Source organism: Eisenibacter elegans DSM 3317 (assembly GCF_000430505.1).
Taxonomy (GTDB): Bacteria; Bacteroidota; Bacteroidia; order Cytophagales; family Microscillaceae; genus Eisenibacter; species Eisenibacter elegans.
On the sequence record NZ_AUMD01000020.1, the window covers coordinates 70,666 to 90,450 of the forward strand.

A 19,785-nucleotide genomic window follows, 5' to 3' on the forward strand; every position below is an offset into this window, starting at 1 on the left:
ATTTTTGCAACATCATTGCAAATTAGAAAAAATCGACGATATTTGTTTCTTAGTACTTGCAGCAATGTTGTATGATAAATCTTATGGAAAATAGCCAAACACTAGTAAAGAGAAAAACACAGGGGAAGTTACCTGTTACGGTTTTGAGTGGATTTCTGGGTGCGGGCAAAACGACCTTGCTCAACCACATACTGCACAACAAAGAGGGGCTGCGCGTGGCCGTGATTGTTAATGATATGAGTGAGGTCAATATCGATGCGCAGCTGGTCAAGCAGCAACATACCCTCAGCCGCACCGAAGAGAAGCTCGTCGAGATGTCCAACGGGTGTATCTGTTGTACCCTGCGCGAAGACCTGATGGTAGAAGTGGAACGCCTTGCCAAGGAGCAGCGCTTTGATTACCTGCTCATCGAGAGTACGGGCATCAGCGAGCCGGTGCCTGTAGCGCAGACTTTCACCTTCCAAGATGAGGCCAACGGCATAGACCTCAGCCGCTACGCACAGCTTGATACGATGGTAACGGTGGTAGATGCACTTAACTTTGGGCGTGATTTCGGGAGTATGGATACTGTTCATAGCCGCAACCTCAACGACGACAACACCGACCAGCGCACTATCGTCAATCTACTGACCGACCAAGTGGAGTTTGCCAATGTGATTATTCTCAACAAAACTGACCTTGTGTCGGCGGAGCAGCTGGGCGAGCTAAAGGCTGTGTTGCACAAGCTCAACCCAGAGGCGGTGCTCGTAGAGAGTCATTTTGGCAAAGTACCCCTCAGTACCGTACTCAACACGGGTTTGTTTGATTTCGAGGCTGCATCGAGTAGCGCCGGTTGGATTCGTGAACTCCAGCAGGAGCACACACCCGAAACAGAAGAATATGGCATTAGTTCGATGGTCTTCCGGAGCCCGCGCCCTTTTCATCCGGAGCGCTTTTGGTTTTGGCTCTCCCAAAATTTCCCAGCCAATATCATCCGTAGCAAGGGCCTGTTTTGGATTGGCTCTCGCCCCGACGAGGCGCTGAGTTGGTCGCAGGCCGGAGGCTCCCTACGCGCCGAAAGCGCAGGTGTATGGTGGGCCAGTATGCCTTTTGAGCAGCGACTGATGTATCCGGCCTTTATCGAAAACCAAGCCGAAATCGAAAACCGTTGGAGCAAAGCCTATGGCGACCGCCTCAATGAGCTGGTGTTTATAGGTCAAGACCTGAACCGCCCAAACCTCGAAGCTGAGCTTGAGGACTGCCTCTGCACTGAGGCCGAATGGCAAGCACAGTTGAGTGGTAAAAAACTCCGCGACCCCTTCCCGCCAACCATGTAGACTATTAGCACCAAAGTACTTACCCCCGCAACCCTTGCCACACTAAGGCAAGGGTTTTTCGATTTTTCACAACACTGACCGATGCTAAAAACTTCAGACGATATCATAAAGTTTTTAAAGCACTTCAGTGCCGTGAGCTCATCAAATAGACGGTTATTTAGCAGGGGCGGTTGCTTTTTGGAGGCGGTTTTCGCCGCTGTTGGTAAACCAACCTTCAGCAAATACCTCTTTATCAGTAGGTTGCAATACAGTTTCTACAAAGTACCAATCAGCTTGAGCACGCTCGTCGCTGAGGTCTAGGATAAAGTACCCGTGGCGGGTCAAGTCCACAAACTTCATATGTGGGTTGGGGTTGATGCCATTGGGCAGGGGCTTGTTGATTTGGTATTCGAGCATCTTGGCTTGCATCGCACCAATGTTCTCGTCGAAGTTAGCCGAGGTAACGCTAGGGCTTACAAACTCTACAGCTACAGCGCCTTCTCCGCTTTCGGCCTGATAGTCAGGGGCTTGGTTAGGGCGACTAAAGACCGAAGGGTACTTGGCAATATCAAAAGCATAGGCTGAGTGGATATCGCCAGTGATAAGTACCACATTGTCTATCTGTTGTTCACGGATGAAATCGATGATTTGTGCACGCTCGGCAGGGTAGCCGTCCCAAATATCCAAGAAGATAGACTCCAACTCCTCAGGCTGACGACCGGTGGCAGCGGCGGCCCAACCTACGTTAAACTCCGCAAAAACCACCTGATTGCCAATTACTTTCCAGCGGGCGGTAGAGTTTTTCAATTCATCGAGCAACCATTGGCGCTGGTCTTTGCCCAAGATAGTACGGTCGGGAGCGTAGAGCGCCGGGTCAGTAACATCCTTGATTTGCTCCTCACGTCCTTCGAGGCGGGTGTCGAGCATCAGGATATCGGCCATCGAGCCGTAGTTGATTTTGCGGTAGATGCTTTGCGCCTCCCCACGGATGGGCATCCATTCGGCATATACTTGACGCGCATGGGCTTGGCGCTGTGCCCAAGAGCCTTCACCTTCGTTGTGGTTTTGTGCGCCATCAGTGTAAGCGTCGTTGGCGCTCTCGTGGTCATCCCACACGGTAATAAAGGGATGCATTTGATGTACACGCTGTAGGTCGGGGTCGCGGCGGTAGTGCGCATAGCGCTGGCGGTAGTCAGCCAATGAAACAATTTCGTGCTTAGGCTCAAGGCTACGCTTACCATTGGCCGCTAGTGTAGAGTCACCATAACTTCCTTCGCCATACTCATAGATATAATCGCCTAAGTGAATGACAGCATCCAAATCCTCGCGGTCAGCTATACGCGCATAGGCATTAAAAAAACCTGCCTGATAGTTACTGCACGAAACTACGGCAAAGCGTAAGTGCTTAGCGCCATTGGTGGGAGCTGTTTTGGTGCGGCCTACGGGCGATTGTTGCCCTTCGGTCTCAAAGCGGTAGTAGTACGTTTGTCCGGGCTGTAGGCCGATTACGTCGACCTTCACAGTATAGTCCTGCGCCAGAACGGCCTCATACTTGCCAGATTTTACGATATTTTGCATCCCTGCGTCAGCAGCTATCTGCCAGCGTACCTGTGTTTTTTTGGTATTGGCCTTAGCCGGGCTGACACGCGTCCAGATAATGACACGGTCGTGTAGAGGGTCGCCTGAGGCTACACCATATTCAAAAACAGGATTTTGTGCCAAGAGCAGGGTAGGGCAGAGGCACACCAAAAAAAGTAAGGAGTGTACAAAGCGTTTCATTTTGTGAATGAGTCGTTTAGATGAAAAGGTATTTATCCAACAAATAACTAAAAATTACATCAACTCTACATCAAGCATTTATTATCGAATCGTGTATTTTATAAAGAAAAACGCTAGTACGATGCAACTTTCACTTGATTCTTGGAGTTATCAAGTAAATATTATTTTTTATAAAAAAATTTATTTACATCGCTAATCAGGTATGTAAAACAAGGGGTGTTTGATGAGGCGAGAGCCAAACAGCTGGAGGGGATTTTGAGCTCGTTACTGTAGGACACCCAATGTCTCAAATAGGCGCTTCCATAAACAAGGGACGCGCCTATTTGATTTATACCCAATCAAATTTGGTATCGCTTTTAAGGACTTGTTTCAGATGCAGAGGGAAGCAATACCTCGCTTGTGTTTTCGTTAGGGGAGGGCGTTGGTTGTTTTGTGGGCAGCAATATAATAAAGCTAGTCCCCTTACCGAGGGTAGATTGGACGGTAATGGTTCCGTGCATTTTCTCCACTACCTCCCGAACGATATACAACCCTAGTCCCGAACCTTTCGCATTATATGCCGCACGATAAAACATCTTGAATACATTGGGCAGATATTCTTCCGAAATCCCTTGCCCGTTATCCGTAATCTTGATTTGGAGCTGTTGAGGGTTAGGATAATGTACCTGCACCCTCACCCACGATTTGATATCCTCTTGAGTCCGGCGATATTTGATAGCATTGCTGAGTAGGTTGTTAAAAATAATCTTTAGCCTATAATAATCGCACAAAAAGGTCTGTGGCAATTCTATAGAAGTTTGAAGTTCTATATTCTCGTCGATAATCATATAGGCCAAGTGTTCCCACGATTCTTGGCAAAGCTTCTGGAAATCTATCGGCTCTTGTTCTAGCTCAGTACGGCTGTTTCGCGAGTAGTCGAGCACATCCGTAATAAACTTATCCAAGCGTTCTACATTTTCTTCTATCAATTGTAGGTAATATTTGACCTCTTCGTAATTGTTGCTGAGGTGGCAGATATGAATCAACCCCAAGACCGAGGCCAGAGGTGCGCGCAAATCGTGGGAGATATGGTAGACAAAGTTGTCAAGGGCTTGGTTGGTGTGTTGTAGGTGGGTATTTTGCTCTCGGAGCTTGTTTTTGCTATGCCTGATGACGTTGAGATACTGTTTGTGGAGCAGTTCTTTGCGTTGCTTATTGCGTATTTTGACCGAAAGCACCACAATCGCACCCACCATTACCACCATCACCACTAAGCCCAAAAATAGCAGTTCTTTATGTTTGACCCAAAAACTAGGCGGTACTAGGAGGATTTGGCTGCCGGCGGGCAAGTTAGCCGCCGAGAGTCGGTGTTTTTGCAAGACAGGATAGTTGTATAGATGGGTGTTGGCACTGGCAGCCACAGGGAGGTCTTCTGGAGATACACCTCCTAATACCAACACTATGCGTTTGGCTGCTTCGCGACCGTGCTTGACCCCCGAAGTAATCATCCCACCAGTTACGTGAGGCAGCAAGAAAAAGCTCCATATCGTATAGATAGGCGCGGGGCAGTCGATGGTGGCCTGTACAAACTTATGTACAGGGGCATATTGTTGGGAGGCGCGGGTTCGTTGGCTAAGGTCAATGTAGCCCAAGTATAGCACCGCATCCGTAGGGCGTACTTCTTCACGAAGGCGACGGCATAAATCTTGGAAACGCAGCTCGCCCGTATACCAAACCAGTTTGGGTTGAAATCCGTCTATTTGTTGTACCTGTTGGCGCAGCCGAGCAGCAGGCCAAGTATTTACAGAGTCCTGAGCGACTATGTGTAGGCGCTGAAGCCCGGGCTGTAGCCTATGGATGCTTTCAAGGGTCTGCTCTACATCTACTCGTTCTTCAATACCGGTACTAAAAGGTGGATAGTTGACCCGAAACTCATTGATACCACAAAATACAATCGGGACTTCTTTACCAAAAAGCACGCTCCGGTATTTTTCCAAAAAAGCCAGTGCCGCATCATCCACAGCCAGCAAAACATCTACCTGCTTATCTGCATATTTATATGCATAAAGGTTTTTGAGCCGCTCTTGATAGTCTGCATCAAAAGTTTGTGTTTTCACATAGAGGTACTCATAGTGAATATCTAGTTCTAACTTTGTGGTATCAAACACCTCCCGCAGCCCTTGGTTGATGCTGTCTGTCCAGCTATAACCCTGATGATATGAATGGAGCACCAACACACTGTAATAAGGCTTATTGGCGGTTTGGGCATAGAGGTCGGCAGGAGCACTCACAATAACTCCACACAACAGCCCACAAAGCAATAAGCAATGCGAAAGCTGGGCGAAAACGGTCACGTGCAAACGATGTGATAACAAATGGTTTAGCAAACTATAAGTGATATTGAATACTGTTAATAACGACACAAGATAAATATTTTAGCTTTAGCAATCTTGCTTTTGAAAACAATAATCTGACAAGCGTACTATTTGAACCTTTATTTTAGCACCCAGATTGAGGCAAACACCGACTGCCTATACGACTAATAACCAAATGTTTGAGTATTTTTGCCGCGAATAGTACTATAAACTAAACCAAGACTGTGGTTATCAATCAAAACTTGAGTATATTGATTAGCTTGCGAGGTCTTTGGTACACTGCTTTGGGGTCAAACCCAACCCTCATACACAGTTACTGCGTATAGATACGGTACAGTTTTGACCTAGGGCGGGATGTGCCTCAGAACCTTTTTCTAAAAATAAAACATACTTCTCTCTCTCTTACGCAACAAATGTGGAGCCGATGACACAACTACAATCTTTACCTCCCGAAGCCGATACGAAGATTAAAAGTTTACTCGAAAGTACCGAAAATACCAATCACAGGCTTGCCCTACTATTGCTCAAAGGCTACGACCTACCCCAAGACCCTAACTTGACGCAAGCTATCATCGACAGCCCTCAGCTCTTGCTGATGTGTTTGCAGATTTGCCCCCCAAGCCAAATGCAATCGCCGGGCTGGCTGCATTTCTACAATCAAGTCGATACCTTCAGGGCTACTATGTTCAAAACCAACTACTTGCCCGATGAGCTATACCAGCTCCAGGCTTTGCGTGCGCTGTACCTTGACTTCAACGAGTTTTCGGAGTTCCCCGAAGGAATTTTCAGACTGGAAACCCTCCAAACCCTTAACCTCAATTATAATCGAATCACCCAAATACCAGAGCGTATCGCTACTTTAGAAGCGTTGGAGTCTTTTGAAATGGTATATAACGGCATAGAGTACCTCCCCAAAAGCTTTGTAACCCTGACCCGCCTACGACAGCTCGATCTGCACCTCAATATGCTCGGCGACTTGCCCGATGGCTTCGAACAACTCCAACAACTCGAGGCACTCAACCTCAACTCTAATGAATTTACGCTCTTTCCGGAGGTAGTGTTGGAGCTTTCCCAACTACATACGCTCAATCTCTCTCGGAATATGTTGGGTAGCTTGCCGAAGGAGTTGGGGGAAATGAAGAAACTCGAAAAATTACAAATACAGCAAAATCACTTATCCAAACTGCCCGACACGCTCGCACAACTCAAAGACTTACAACACCTTTCTGTAGAGCATAATAATCTCATAACTATACCAGAATGTATTCCAGAAATGACATCTTTGACCTTTCTGAATCTCAAGAATAATGAGCTGGCCTCACTCTCAGAAAGCCTTACAAACCTTAAAAATATACAATTTTTAGACATCACCAACAATCCTCTACAAGATATCAAGATAACGCCAAAACTGAAAAACTGGATAATGGGTATACCAAATTTTCAGGCAGATAAAAAAATATTAGAATTAATCAAGAAAGAAGGGTAGGGGAGTATGGAAAATCGCCACATTACTGGATATTTTTTATTTTTCAAATCCCTGTGGGTCAAGTTTTATTTTACCCCCCAAAATAAGGCCTCAGCTTGTTAGGAGCCCCAGCTCCGAGCTGTTTTTCCAAAAACATCCACTATTGTAGCACAATGTATCTACCAAAAGGCTTGATTGTCAAGGAAAAACACATCAGCAGGAATGCGTTGTATTTTTTTATTATGTTATGTTATGTTTCCAGTTTATTTAAATCATAAGCGCCATATGTGTGTCTTATGCGAATTTTCAATAATAAGCCATTATAAAAAACATAATTATAACTGAAAAGCTGATAATCAGTCAGATACTTGTGAAAATATTAATTGTTTGTTGGTATTTCAAGCAAAGCCAACAGGCTGCTTGAGCACGGGATGGACAACAACTAGAGACATATAGTGTAGAAGTTGGTAACGAATACTTCAGAGATAAACAAACAACAGTCATAGAGATTATAGTACCAGACAAACAAATCAACAAACCGTAAACAAAGCAGCCTGAAATGCGGAAAAATTTTAGAACTCTTTTTTACACTGTACGTATAATTTTTATTATGTTAATATATTAAACCCCGATCCCCTCTATACCGCTAATTATCGGGTTTGATATCGATTTCTGGCTAAATGTCGTTTGTTGGTTTTTTTAGGACTGTCTGTGCTTTGTTTTCAATTTGATTTGAAACAATCAAAACATCATAAATATTAACAGGCTGACGAGGTTCAGTACCGTATTTTCTAAAATTAGTTATGAGTTTTTAATTTTGAGTGCTTAGTGTGCCCCTTCTTTGTCGATATTTGGCTAGTCTTTTGATTTTAATTAACATAATAAAAAATATAAGCTGATATTCCTATTATTATGCCTACGAGTCATCCGAAGCTGTATAATTGATATACGAGTGTATGATTTTCGGGCAAAAAGTACAACTTGAGCACACATTAGTACCAAACTATTATCCACTTTTAAAACTAAAGCAATGATTGGAGCTATAGTCGGTGATATTATAGGCTCTATTTATGAGCGTAACCCGCTTAAAATCAAGGACTTTTCCTTGTTTTCAGAGACATCAACCTTTGCAGACGACACCGTAATGAGCGTGGCGGTAGCAGACTGTCTGCTCCACAAATACGACTACACCCCTACCCTTCAGGCTTATGGGCGCAAATACCCCAATGCGGGCTATGGCGGTGCTTTTAAGCAATGGCTTCAGGAAGAGCAGCCTAAGCCTTATAATAGGCTGGGGCAATGGCTCGACGATGCGGGTTGTGCCTATAGGCTTGGCTTTCAGGACTTTGGAGGATGTTTTGATAGAAGCGCAGAAAAGCGCCGAAATTACCCACAACCACCCCGAAGGCATCAAGGGAGCGCAGTCTGTAGCTGCCGCAGTTTTTTTGGCCAAAGAAGGCTAAAGCAAGGCCGCCATCAAGGAGTTTATCAATGATAGATTTGGCTATAACCTAGACACCAGCCTAGAAGATACTCGGCTTGTCTATGAGTTTGATGTAAGCTGCCAAGGCTCTGTACCCGAGGCCATGATTGCCTTCTTAGAAAGCGAAAACCTCGAAGATGCTATTCGCAATGCGGTTTCGCTTGGTGGCGACAGCGACACCTTGGCCTGTATTGCCGGTGGCATTGCCGAGGCTTTCTACAAAGAAGTGCCCGACAGCATCGCCATAGAGGTAATGCAACGCTTGGACGAAGACCTGAAAGCAGTCGTTCAGGCTTTTGTGGAAAAATACCCGCTGCGCTAGTGGCGAAGAGATGCAGGTTTTGTAGCCAATTCTAAAACCTCTTCAAAGATTCATCGTATGAGCACATAATTCAGGTATATGAAAGTCCCCTGGATTTTCAACTATTCACCCTAACGTCCCCTCATATGAAGTCTCTATACGTGGCAATACTAATGTTGCTCTTGTGTCAGCCTATGGCGATGCAAGCCCAAACAACTTGGAAACGCAGTATGTATACGCAAGTTACGCCACAAAACTTCCGCCAGCAGACGATATTTCAACAACCCATCAACAACAATAAGATAGACTATCCGCTGCTCAATGCAGTGATTTTCTATTTGGTTAATGAATACCGCTTGCGCAACAACCTCCCTGCCCTACCTTACAGCCCTATATTAGAAGCAGCTTCTTGGCATCATTCGAAGGCAATGGCAGAAGGCAACTTCTTCTCTCATACCAACAGCCGCGACAAACAGCGGGCAGAGCCTCGCGACCGGGTACGCCTGGCCGGTGGTAGCAACCTGCCCACAGGCGCTGCCGCAACAACAGGACAGGCGGGTATAGCCGAAAATATTGCGATGAACTTTGGCAAAACAGGGCTCAGCTACCTCCAAATGGGAGAAGCCTTTTTTGAACAATGGCGCAACTCTTCTGGGCATAACCAAAATATGCTCAGCGACCGCGCCAAACAATCGGGTGTGGGTGTGTTTCAGTTGGACGGAAAGTTTTATGCTACTCATAAGTTTGCTTGGTTCAACGAAGTAAAGGATGGCGCACCAGTAGTGGATAAACTACCCGCAGAACTTTAAAAGGCGCTCCAATGTGAAAGCCCTCTGTTTTTGTGCTAATTTTGCGCTCATTAGCACAAAACAACTCAATATTGCACTATGATTCTCTCAGGCAAAGAAATAGAACGCCGCCTCGGCACTGATATCCATATATCTCCTTATGACCCTAAGCGGCTCAACCCCAATAGCTACAACCTGCGCCTCCATCACGAGCTTTTGGTCTATACAACGGATGAGTTGGATATGAAAAAGCCCAACCCAACCTCCCAGCTGACCATCCCCGAAGAAGGGCTCTTGCTCGAACCCAACAAACTATACTTGGGGCGTACGATAGAACATACCACTACCACCAACCTCGTGCCGATGCTCGAAGGCCGCTCCTCTATCGGGCGCTTGGGGATGTTTGTACACGTAACCGCAGGGTTTGGGGATGTAGGCTTCTCAGGCTATTGGACACTGGAGATTTTCTGTGTGCAGCCTATCCGTATCTATGCAGGAGTAGAGATTTGTCAGATATATTATCACGACCTCTTGGGTGATTTTGAAATATACCAAAGTGGTAAATACCAACACAACGAAGGCGTACAGCCCAGCTTATTATACAAAGACTTTGAATAACAACGTCAGGAGCGGTTCACCCCGTTCCTGACGTTGTTTTTAAGGTAAGTTTTCTTGTTTTTTTGGTATTTTTACGGCTTATTGGCAGGCTATTACGGTATCAGCCCCCTATATGTTGCCTAGCCATACTCCTTACTTACAGACACTCAGCCCCCAGCAAAAACGCACTGCACGCAACGAGAAAATTGTGCGGATATTCTATCCCTTTCGGATTGCTGCATATACTACAGGAGGCGTGATTGCATTGGTCTACCGCTGGCCGATTTCGTGGACAGAGCAGCCTATGGTACTCTTGTTTGTGTTGGCTGTACTGGCCTACCCACACATTACCATTGCCACCCGCAAGGTATTCCCGCCCAACCCGATATACAATACCTTGTTTTTTGACAACTTCATTGTGGGGCTGTGTGTATATATGCTAGATGGGGCCTTGGGGGCCTTGATTGCTTTCGGCTCTATGATTTTGGCCTCTACCATCTTGTTTTCGGGGTTGCGACATATCCCCTTGGCTGTAGTGATGATTATGGCGGGCTTTGGGATTCCTTATACTCTCTGGCCTATGCCCCTGAACTTGCGCGGGGTATTGGTAGTCAATTTGTCTAGTATGTTGTTTTTGGCAGGATATTGTATGTTTTTTGCCTATCGCATTTATCTGATTACGGTAGCCCTGCGTAGCTCTAGAGAAAATATTTATCAACAAAAAGAAGAGCTACAACAACAGAGCGAGGAGATCTTGCAACAACGCGATGTATTGGCAAGTCAAAAACAATATTTGGAAGAATCAAACAGGCAGGTGATAGAAAGTATCGAGTATGCTAAGCTTATTCAGCAGGCCATCCTTCCTGGCGAGGAAAGCCTTAGAGCGGCTTTTGAGGAATATTTTGTGTTTTTTCGTCCCAAAGACATTGTATCCGGCGATTTTTATTGGCTAACACAACAGGAGGAGTACAAAATATTGGTCTTGCTGGACTGTACAGGGCACGGGGTTCCGGGGGCGATGATGAGCACCATTGGGGAGTCGCTGCTCAACCACATAATGTTGAGTCAAGGGCTGCGGATGCCTGCCGACATCCTCAGAGCCTTGCACAAAGGGGTTTACCGAACCCTCAAGCAAGGGCAAGCCCACCAACAACGCGATGGTATGGATGCGGCAGTGGTAGTATGGCATCCGCCTAGCCGCACGCTATACTTTGCCGGAGCTAAGCGCCCACTGGTCTATACCCTAGACCAAGGCCAAAGCCTGCTGACCGTCAGAGGAACTTCAAAGTCTATTGGGGGTGGCGATAGTGAAGAGAAAATATATGACCAACACCAAATAGCCCTGCCTACGGAGGCGGTTGTTTATTTGTTTTCGGATGGTTATGCCGATCAGATGGGCGGCCCGCTGGGTAAAAAATTTATGTTGCCTAAGTTCAGAGCCTTGCTGCAACATTGCGCTCCCCTACCAATGGCCGAACAACAACAGGTCTTGAGTCAGACATTTGATACCTGGAAAAACGAATCAGAAGAAACGCAAACTGACGATGTCTTGGTGGTGGGGCTAAAGCTTTGATAGCCAAAGGATTTTGATTTGTTCATCTAGTAGGGGCTTGCCTCATTGGCTTTTTTGGCTATATTTGCCCGATGTTAAAGAAAGCATTCATATTATTAGTGCGTTTTTATCAGGTAGCTATTTCACCCTTGTTTCCCTCGGCGTGTCGGTATCAGCCTACCTGTTCGCACTATATGGTAGAAGCGATAGAAACACACGGCTTGTGGCGCGGGCTCAGATTAGGCCTGAAGCGCATAGGTCGTTGCCACCCTTGGGGTGGGCACGGTTATGACCCTGTGCCTCCCAAATCAAGCCATTGTCAACATTCATCTCACAAGCCCAACACACCCTAATTTTTTGCTCATGCAAGCCACCTTTTTGTGCTGTTCTCATTCGTGGGGCGGCCTAGAGCTAAATACCATACGCCTTTCTAAATGGCTTCAAGCCCGTGGACACGACATCTTGCTAATTACTTATGACAAGAGCCGGATGTATCAGGAGGCTACCAATGAGGGTATCCCAACAGAGGTTTTTGAGTACCAACGCCGCCATCTTGATTTTGGAGCGGCCAAACAACTAGCGCAGCGCTTACAGGATAAAGGGCGTACTTCGCTCATCATCGCCCACTATGACCAAGCATACTTGGCCGCACTAGCCAAATACCGACACTTCCCCAAACTCAAGCTGGCGTATTGGCAACATATGCAGTATAACCTCATCAAAAAAAGCATCTACCATCGCTGGATGTATCGTCAGATTGATGCGTGGATTACGCCATTGAGCTATTTGCAACAACAACTCTTTCAACATACTACCCTCAAAGCCGCACAAATTCAGCTTATCCCGATGTGTATTGACACCCGCCCCTTTGTAGAGAATCCCCTCTCTATGTCGGAGGCTCGCGAAGTTTTGGATTTGCCCAAAGGCGTTTTTTTGGCAGGGACTATTGGGCGCATAGACCGCCAAAAGGGGCAAGAATACAGTATTATGGCCTTAGAACAATTGCCCTACGATGATTTACATCTGGCCATCATTGGAGAAGAAACCCTAGAGCAACCCGGCTATGAAGAGCGCCTTCGAGAGTTGGCGATGAGCCTGGGCGTTTCGGAGCGCGTTCATTTTAGGCCTTTTACACGCAATGTGGCTGCTGCTTTTCGTGCGCTCGATGTATTTGTGATGTCTTCACTTTCGGAGCCTATCGGGATGGTAACCTTAGAGGCGATGGCCTCGGGCACTCCCGTGATTGGCACTAATACCGGAGGTACTCCTGATTTGCTTTTGCAAGGGTCTTGTGGCTTGTTAGTGCCCCCTGCTGACCCCGAAAGCCTTACAAATGCGCTACAGATTTATTACCTCGACCGCGATTTGCGCCAAAAAGCGACTGACCGCGCCCGAGAGCACGTCATTAAAAATTACCATTACGAAGCCCAATGTGATGGTTTTGAGCAAATAATGGCTCAGTGGTAAACAATAAGATATTGTTATAAAACAAAATGCACGAATTGGAGCGAGCCTTTTCGTGCATTTTGTTATCTTTATCTATGTACTGCTTATGCGCTAGCAAACCACGCCCTAGCGCTTTCGTAATCCTCAAAGTACTGGATTACTGGCTTGCCGGCAACGCTGCCCCCTGCTCTATCATCTTCGATAGTCTGTGTCATGCCCAAGCTAGCAATAAACTCTTGAGGCAAAATAACCCCTACTTTTTTAACCCCTGTCTGATGCCAAAGTGGGCTGATATTAATGTTGACCCAATCTTGCAAGTCTGGCGACAGTGGGTAGTTGTTGTCGCGTGTGTCGGTAATGATAAACTGTACTTGGTAGTCTTTCATCGCCATAGCAGAAGCCAAGGCATCAGCTTGGTAAGCTTCGTCATCGGGTAGATCAGCTGTTTGGGGGGTAGAATAATAACACATTTCTGAGCGAGATTCGTCAAGTGTTACACGAGTGTAAGGGCTTTCAAAAATTGTTTGCATAGGTGTATTGTTTTGAGTGCAACCAAACAACATGAGCTTTTGAAACGATAACGGATATTAGTCTCAAGGGTCTCGTGGTTTGGTAGATATCCCTACTCTTCTTCCTTGTTTTTGAGTACCATGAGGAGTTTGTAAGCTCCCTTGATGACGACAGGGCTTTGGCCTAAGTTTTGGGCTTCGAGCAAGGTGGTAAAGCCATTTTCGCTACTGCCCGGTTTTACTTTTTTCATCTCAAAGCGCCCCGGCCCTTGGGCTACAAAGACATAGTGTTGGTTTTCAAAACGCACAATGGCCTCATCGGGCAGGGAGGGCAGGCTGTCCGTTTTTAAGGCTATTATGGCATTCATAAAAGTACCTATGGGGAGCGCTCTGGACTCCTGCGTTTTGAAATGGCAATGTACTTCTGCCGCATTGCTATTGTCGAGTTTTTGGTTGATTAAGATAATCTCACAAGCGTAGTGCTTATCGGCTTGGTCGTTGGTAAAAGCATACAGCTCTTGCCCTTGGCGGAGCTTTGGGAGGTCTTTGTCATATACGGTGAGCTTTAGGTGTAGGTCTTCGGTATTGGCCAACTCAAACAAGACCTCTGTAGGCGAGACATATTTCCCGATATTGACATTGACAGCGGAGATGTAGCCGTTCATCGGTGCCACAATGGCAATGCTTTTGGAGATATTTTCAGCTTTGAGCCCTTGAGGCGACAGACCGATGAGTTGTAGTTTTTGTTCGAGCGATTTGAGCAAGACTACTTGTGTTTGGTAGGCAGATTGGCTTTGCTGCAAGGCCTTGTCGCTGCTGGCCTTGCTTTGGTTGAGTTCGCGCTGGCGCTGGTATTCGCTTTCCAAAAAGCTCAGTTGGGCCTTGGCCGAGAGGTAGTCTTGTTGTAACTGAATATACTGGAGGTCTTCTATTTGTGCCAGCAGTTCTCCTTTCTTTACATAAGTTCCCGGCAGCGGGCGCAGCGTCCGAAGGTAGCCACCCAGGGGCGCACTGATAGACACTAAGTTTTGGGGAGGCAACTCTACCCTGCCGTTGAGCCTGAGAGTGGTGGCTATGGGCCGCAAGGCAATCTGGCCAAGGGTGATGTCAGCATTTTTGAGCTGCGCATCAGTAAGTTGTACAATGTCTGTGCTTTGTGTTTCCGGGGTATTTTCTGTTGTGGGGCTCGTCTGGCAAGCGCCCAATAACATCAGACCCAAAGGCAAGGCAAAGGTGATGATTCTATGTAACATATTCGGTGGGGGCTAATCAAGTAAATATTCTATTTGTATAATGCTCTGATTCAGCTCATTGACCAAATCGAGGTAGTTGCTCTGAAAGCTTGTAGCCTGATTGATGAGCAAGCACCATTCGAGGTAATTGATTTCTCCTTTTTGCAGCTGAGCGTCGGCAGTGGTGAGCATCAACCTCACTTGGGGCATCATATTGGCTTCGTAGTAGCCTATATTGTCAAGGGCTGTCCGGTATTGTTCGAGGGCTGTCTGCCATTCGCTATGGAGCTGCTTTAGTCCTTGGCGGTATTGGTTTTGGGCGATGGCTTCTTGGGTCTTCGCCGAGGCAATGCGTGCTTTTTGGGCGCGGCTGAAGATGGGAATCCCAATACTGGCCTGTATAAACTGAAAGCGCTGTCCGGCATCATAAAATACATCATCGGCACCTACTCCTATAATAGAAGTATTGAAATAGCCTATCCCCAGTTCGGGCAAGCGTTTGGCCTTTTCCAGCCGGCTTGTTTGCTCGGCTACTTGTATGGCTTGGCCCAAAAGGCGCAGGCGCGGATGTTGGGAGCGCATGGCCGAATCGGGGTAGCTTGTCAGGTTGCGCCTAAAGGCATCGGTCTGTGGCTCGTAGGGTTCGGAGGTGTTGAGCAGGAGCTGAAAATGCAGGCGGAACAAAGCATAGTCTTTGCGCAGTTGTTGTAACTGTATGGCTATCTGCCCGCGTTGTGCCTCGGCGGTGGCCAGTTCCAATTGGTTGGCATCGCCTTTGGCAAAGCGCAAGCGTGATTTTTCCAAAAATCCGGCATAAAGACTGTCCGTGGCAGAGAGTATTTTCTCCTTCTCTTTCAGATACAGCATCGTATAAAACAACTTTTTCACAGCTTGCACAAGGTTGGCCTCTTGCAGGCTTAGGGCGATGAGCTGTTGTTGAGACAGGGCTTCTTGCAGCGTTTTTTGTCTGTTATATACAGTAGGAAAACTGAAATTTTGTGCAATCCCTATCTGAAAATCCCTGAAAACAGAGTTGTTTTGCCCATATTGTAGCGATAGCTGGCTTTGGGGAATATCAAAGGCGGCATGTTGAAGTTGCTGTTGTGCTTTGGCTCTAAGCGCTTCATTTTTTACTTGAAGATTGTTTTCAAGTGCTGTCCTCAGCGCCTCCTCAAGCCCTATCCCTTGGGGAGAGCCTTGCTGTGCTTGTAGGGGCACCAAGGCTAATACACTGAGAACCAACACAAAAACCATTGTTATAGGTCGGCTGTGTAGGGTTTTGATTTTATTTCCTTGAAACATCAGGTACAATATCGGCAAGACAAACAAAGTCAGGAAAGTGGCCATCATCAGGCCGCCAATCACCACCGTAGCCAGTGGGCGTTGAACTTCGGCTCCTTCGCCCGTGCTGAGTGCCATGGGCAGAAAACCCAGCGAGGCCACAAAGGCCGTCATCAACACCGGACGCAGGCGCAGTGCCGTACCTTGGAGCACGATACGCTTGAGGTTGCTTTGGCCTTCGGCTTTGAGGCGGGTAAATTCTGCAATCAGTACAATGCCATTGAGCACGGCCACGCCAAAAAGGGCGATAAAACCAATGCCGGCGCTTACGCTAAAAGGAAGCCCTCTGAGTGCCAAGGCAAACACGCCCCCGATGATAGACAGTGGGATGGCCGTAAAAATCAACAAGCCTAATTTTACAGACCTGAAAGCGAAGTACAGGAGTAAGAAAATCAGCAGAAGCGCAATCGGCACAGCAATCATCAGGCGGTCTTTGGCCTCTTGTAGATTTTCGAATGCGCCTCCATAGCTCACATAGTATCCGGGAGGGAGCTTGATTTGTAGGGCTACTTTTTGTTGGAGTTCCTCCACGGTATTCTGCACATCCCTGCCTCGCACATTGAAGCCCACAATGATACGCCTTTGGGAGCTTTCGCGCTGAATCTGATTAGGGCCGTCCTCTATCGCCACCGAGGCTACGGTAGAAAGCGGGATTTTGGCACCTGTGGGGGTACTTATCAGCAGCTCTTGGACATCGGCAAGGCTCGTACGGCGTTTGGCTGATAAGCGCAAAACCAAGTCGAAGCGCCGCTCTCCTTCATATACAAGGCCGCTGCTTTCGCCCGCAAAGGCAGTTTTGATTATCCGATTGATGTCGCTAATGGCCACCCCATATTGTGCGATGGCCTCACGATGGTAACGAATCACAATCTGGGGCATTCCTGTAACAGGCTCTACATACAACCCTGTGCTCCCCTCTACCGATTGGCAAATACGTCCTAATTTTTCGGCATAATAGGCCAAGGTATCGAGGTTTTCGCCAAATATTTTGACCACTACATCTTGTCTTGCGCCCGAAATCAATTCATTGAAACGCATCGCTACCGGATATTGAAAGCCAAAGCTGACCCCGGGAATATCTTCTAAAGCTGCGGCCATACGCGCCTCCAACTCAGGATAGGTACTGGCCGAAGTCCATTCGCTGCGTTTTTTGAGGATAATCATCATATCCGAGGCATCCATGGGCATTGGGTCTGTGGGGATTTCGGAGCTGCCGGTCTTGCTAACGATTTTTTCTATTTCGGGGAATTGCGCCATCAATAACTTCGAGGCCTTGGAGACTGCCTCCACAGAGGTTTTCAGGTTGCTTCCTGGCAATACCCGTGTTTCGACGGCAAAGTCGCCTTCGGGTAGGCTGGGGATAAACTCCCCTCCTAAACGGCTGAGTATCCAAAAGGACAAGCCGAGCAGGACGATTACTCCTATCAAGACGACTTTTTGCCCACGCAACACCTTGAGGAGTACCTTGCGGTAAAATTTTTCCAAATGTGCCATCATCTTGTCTGAGAGCGTGGCTTTGTGCCTGAGTGTTTTGCTCAACAGCAAAGAACTCATCACAGGCACATAAGTCAGCGACAACAACAAGGCCCCAATAAGGGCAAAGCCTACTGTTTGGGCCATTGGGGCAAACATTTTCCCTTCGATACCCCTGAGCGAGAGAATGGGCAGATATACAATCAGGATAATTACCTGACCAAAAACGGCGCTGTTCATCATCTTTGTGGCGGCTTTTTGTACCTCCTCATCCATTTGGCTTTGGCTTAGGCGGCGAATGTGTGCAAACTGTTGGCTATGGCTCAAGCGGTGCATCACGGATTCTACAATAATGACGGCTCCATCAATGATAAGCCCAAAGTCGAGTGCGCCCAAGCTCATCAAGTTGCCACTTACCCCGAAGAGGTTCATCATAATCACGGCAAAAAGCATAGACAGCGGAATAAGGGTAGCCACCAAGAAGCCGGCACGCAGATTTCCCAAGAAGATAACCAATACGAATACCACAATCATCGCTCCTTCTGCCAGATTTTTACTGACGGTATCAATGGCATTATTGACCATCTTGGTTCTGTCCAGAAAAGGCTCTATCACCACACCTTCGGGCAGTGTTTCTTGTATTTGGGCTACCTTGTCTTTGATGCGCCGGATTACCTTGCTGCTGTTGCCGTCTTTGAGCATCATCACTACGGCTCCCGACACCTCCATCGTGCCATTATAGGTCATTGCCCCATAGCGAGGAGCCTGTCCCAATTGCAGTTCTGCAAGTTGGCGTATGAGCAAGGGCGTGCCATCGGGCAGGTTTTTGACGACAATATTGCCGATGTCTTCTATCGAGCCTATCAGGCCTTCACTCCGAATAAAGAGCACGGTTTCGTTTTTTTCGATATAAGCACCTCCAGTATTTTGGTTGTTGTTTTCGAGGGCACGAAAGACCTCCTCTATGCTCGTCTGATAGGCCGCCAACTCTTCGAGCTTGAGGGCTACTTCATATTGTTTGAGCAAACCCCCAAAACTACTGACCTCTGCCACACCGGGCACTCCCAACAATTGGCGGCGTACAATCCAGTCTTGGATGGTGCGCAGGGCCATGGCATCGTAGCGGTCTTCGTAGCCTTTTTTAGGCCTCACTACATACTGATAGATTTCGCCCAAGCCCGTCGTAACAGGCGCTAACATCGGCTGGCCGAAGCCGGGAGGGATTTCTGCCTGTACTTGCAGCAACCTTTCGGCTACTTGTTGTCGGGCCCAATAGATGTCTATGGCATCTTCAAATACCAAGGTAATGAGCGAAAGACCGAAGCGCGAAAAGCTGCGCAACTCTATCAAGCCGGGGATATTTTTGTTGGCCTGCTCTATGGGAAAAGTAATGAGCCGCTCTACATCAGGCGCACCCAAGGCCGGTGCTACCGTAATGATTTGAATCTGATTGTTGGTGATATCAGGTACAGCGTCAATAGGAAGGCGCTGTACTTCATAAATCCCATAGGCTACCAAGGCCAATGTCATTAGGCCTATAATGAGTTTGTTCTTCAGAGAGAACCGAATAATGATATTAAGCATTTTGTCTCTAAATCAATCGCATATAAAAGTATTGCTGCCGCTGGTGTAGGGCAGATAAAGCATAGATTCAGCACAAGAGGCAGACTTACCCATTGTACCAAACACAAGCTCGAAAAATTGGATTGATTAAATACAGGGAGGATGCCAGATACTGCCTAGGTAGGCAATAGTATATGGTTGTGGTTTATTGACAGTTTTGATTTGGGGCAAGAGCCTTGCGGCCAATACCGGAATGTCGATACAGACTTTAGGTAAAAAAACAAGCGACAGCATCGATGGAATGGTTTTGAAGGGCAGGTTTTCGTGGTCGCGATGCTGGTCGTCGGGGTGGTTAATTTGCTTGGCATAATGGCTTGCCAAAAAATCTAAAACAGCAGTATTTTGGTCTTTTGCTACATGCTCCCAATAGTGGTGTACCAATACAGGAAGCCTCAGCAGCTCCCCAAAAATGGTATTGGCGCTCAGGAAAAGTACTAACAGCGATATGGCGGCGGTGCGCTTCATATGACAAAGGTAAGCATTTGTTGGACATACAAGAATGATTTTTGTCAATTCTGATAGCTATGGAGGCTATATGTAAACAGAC

General features: G+C 47.1%; 15 protein-coding genes. 9 read left to right on the forward strand and 6 right to left on the reverse strand.

Going from position 1 to position 19,785, the window contains the following annotated elements; genetic code table 11:
• Positions 1 to 83: 83 nt before the first annotated feature.
• Positions 84 to 1,316: a GTP-binding protein gene (locus G499_RS0107955; protein WP_051296071.1), complete on the forward strand. Its 1,233-nt coding sequence runs from the start codon at positions 84 to 86 to the stop codon at positions 1,314 to 1,316.
• Between the two features lie 153 nt (positions 1,317 to 1,469).
• On the opposite strand, the gene G499_RS19160 is transcribed toward G499_RS0107955, so the two are convergent.
• Both G499_RS19160 and G499_RS21025 read right to left on the reverse strand, forming a co-directional pair.
• Entirely contained in the window at positions 1,470 to 3,074 is a 1,605-nt protein-coding gene (locus G499_RS19160; RefSeq protein WP_051296072.1) for an alkaline phosphatase D family protein, read from the reverse strand.
• A gap of 356 nt (positions 3,075 to 3,430) precedes the next feature.
• Positions 3,431 to 5,407 (reverse strand): sensor histidine kinase, encoded by a 1,977-nt coding sequence (locus G499_RS21025; protein WP_154658366.1) that lies wholly within the window; start codon positions 5,405 to 5,407, stop codon positions 3,431 to 3,433.
• 445 nt (positions 5,408 to 5,852) lie between these two features.
• Between G499_RS21025 and G499_RS21030 the strand changes: the two genes are divergently transcribed.
• The 8 genes from G499_RS21030 to G499_RS0108005 all read left to right on the forward strand — a co-directional run bounded on the left by G499_RS21030 (position 5,853) and on the right by G499_RS0108005 (position 13,081).
• The gene (locus tag G499_RS21030; protein ID WP_051296075.1) at positions 5,853 to 6,914 is read left to right on the forward strand and encodes a leucine-rich repeat domain-containing protein; all 1,062 of its coding nucleotides are present in this window, start codon (positions 5,853 to 5,855) and stop codon (positions 6,912 to 6,914) included.
• A gap of 1,009 nt (positions 6,915 to 7,923) precedes the next feature.
• A complete protein-coding gene (locus tag G499_RS22505) occupies positions 7,924 to 8,388 on the forward strand; it encodes a hypothetical protein (protein WP_245576697.1) in 465 nt (154 codons plus the stop codon).
• A gap of 91 nt (positions 8,389 to 8,479) precedes the next feature.
• A complete protein-coding gene (locus G499_RS22510) occupies positions 8,480 to 8,698 on the forward strand; it encodes an ADP-ribosylglycohydrolase family protein (RefSeq protein WP_026999511.1) in 219 nt (72 codons plus the stop codon).
• A 125-nt stretch (positions 8,699 to 8,823) separates the two neighbouring features.
• Complete coding sequence (locus G499_RS0107985) at positions 8,824 to 9,486, forward strand: CAP domain-containing protein (protein ID WP_081413700.1); 663 nt, start codon at positions 8,824 to 8,826, stop codon at positions 9,484 to 9,486.
• 78 nt (positions 9,487 to 9,564) lie between these two features.
• Positions 9,565 to 10,083, forward strand: a complete 519-nt coding sequence (gene dcd / locus G499_RS0107990; RefSeq protein ID WP_026999513.1) for a dCTP deaminase — start codon at positions 9,565 to 9,567, stop codon at positions 10,081 to 10,083.
• A 112-nt stretch (positions 10,084 to 10,195) separates the two neighbouring features.
• Entirely contained in the window at positions 10,196 to 11,635 is a 1,440-nt protein-coding gene (locus G499_RS0107995) for a PP2C family protein-serine/threonine phosphatase (RefSeq protein ID WP_026999514.1), read from the forward strand.
• Between the two features lie 71 nt (positions 11,636 to 11,706).
• The gene (gene yidD, locus G499_RS21475; RefSeq protein ID WP_081413701.1) at positions 11,707 to 11,967 is read left to right on the forward strand and encodes a membrane protein insertion efficiency factor YidD; all 261 of its coding nucleotides are present in this window, start codon (positions 11,707 to 11,709) and stop codon (positions 11,965 to 11,967) included.
• A 10-nt stretch (positions 11,968 to 11,977) separates the two neighbouring features.
• Positions 11,978 to 13,081 (forward strand): glycosyltransferase family 4 protein, encoded by a 1,104-nt coding sequence (locus G499_RS0108005; protein ID WP_026999515.1) that lies wholly within the window; start codon positions 11,978 to 11,980, stop codon positions 13,079 to 13,081.
• Positions 13,082 to 13,164: 83 nt separating this feature from the next.
• Here the strand turns inward: G499_RS0108005 and G499_RS0108010 are convergent, their stop codons facing one another.
• The 4 genes from G499_RS0108010 to G499_RS19180 form a co-directional block, all read right to left on the reverse strand.
• A complete protein-coding gene (locus G499_RS0108010; protein ID WP_026999516.1) occupies positions 13,165 to 13,590 on the reverse strand; it encodes a hypothetical protein in 426 nt (141 codons plus the stop codon).
• Between the two features lie 92 nt (positions 13,591 to 13,682).
• Positions 13,683 to 14,822, reverse strand: a complete 1,140-nt coding sequence (locus G499_RS0108015; protein ID WP_026999517.1) for an efflux RND transporter periplasmic adaptor subunit — start codon at positions 14,820 to 14,822, stop codon at positions 13,683 to 13,685.
• 12 nt (positions 14,823 to 14,834) lie between these two features.
• Positions 14,835 to 19,199 carry a CusA/CzcA family heavy metal efflux RND transporter gene (locus G499_RS0108020; protein WP_026999518.1) on the reverse strand — a complete coding sequence of 1,455 codons (4,365 nt, stop codon included), beginning with the start codon at positions 19,197 to 19,199 and terminating at the stop codon, positions 14,835 to 14,837.
• A gap of 126 nt (positions 19,200 to 19,325) precedes the next feature.
• On the reverse strand, positions 19,326 to 19,703 hold the full coding sequence (locus G499_RS19180; protein ID WP_051296079.1) for a hypothetical protein: 378 nt from the start codon (positions 19,701 to 19,703) through the stop codon (positions 19,326 to 19,328).
• Positions 19,704 to 19,785 lie beyond the last annotated feature (82 nt).

Bases quoted from the DNA above. Each gene is read 5' to 3' on its own strand.
- G499_RS21030 (WP_051296075.1), top strand. From the start codon at position 5,853: ATGACACAACTACAATCTTTACCTCCCGAAGCCGATACGAAGATTAAA.
- G499_RS22505 (WP_245576697.1), top strand. From the start codon at position 7,924: ATGATTGGAGCTATAGTCGGTGATATTATAGGCTCTATTTATGAGCGT.
- G499_RS0107985 (WP_081413700.1), top strand. From the start codon at position 8,824: ATGAAGTCTCTATACGTGGCAATACTAATGTTGCTCTTGTGTCAGCCT.
- G499_RS0108005 (WP_026999515.1), top strand. From the start codon at position 11,978: ATGCAAGCCACCTTTTTGTGCTGTTCTCATTCGTGGGGCGGCCTAGAG.
- G499_RS19180 (WP_051296079.1), bottom strand. From the start codon at position 19,703: ATGAAGCGCACCGCCGCCATATCGCTGTTAGTACTTTTCCTGAGCGCC.
- G499_RS0108020 (WP_026999518.1), bottom strand. From the start codon at position 19,199: ATGCTTAATATCATTATTCGGTTCTCTCTGAAGAACAAACTCATTATA.
- G499_RS0107955 (WP_051296071.1), top strand. From the start codon at position 84: ATGGAAAATAGCCAAACACTAGTAAAGAGAAAAACACAGGGGAAGTTA.
- yidD (WP_081413701.1), top strand. From the start codon at position 11,707: ATGTTAAAGAAAGCATTCATATTATTAGTGCGTTTTTATCAGGTAGCT.
- G499_RS0108015 (WP_026999517.1), bottom strand. From the start codon at position 14,822: ATGTTACATAGAATCATCACCTTTGCCTTGCCTTTGGGTCTGATGTTA.
- G499_RS0108010 (WP_026999516.1), bottom strand. From the start codon at position 13,590: ATGCAAACAATTTTTGAAAGCCCTTACACTCGTGTAACACTTGACGAA.
- G499_RS19160 (WP_051296072.1), bottom strand. From the start codon at position 3,074: ATGAAACGCTTTGTACACTCCTTACTTTTTTTGGTGTGCCTCTGCCCT.
- G499_RS0107995 (WP_026999514.1), top strand. From the start codon at position 10,196: ATGTTGCCTAGCCATACTCCTTACTTACAGACACTCAGCCCCCAGCAA.
- G499_RS22510 (WP_026999511.1), top strand. From the start codon at position 8,480: ATGATTGCCTTCTTAGAAAGCGAAAACCTCGAAGATGCTATTCGCAAT.
- dcd (WP_026999513.1), top strand. From the start codon at position 9,565: ATGATTCTCTCAGGCAAAGAAATAGAACGCCGCCTCGGCACTGATATC.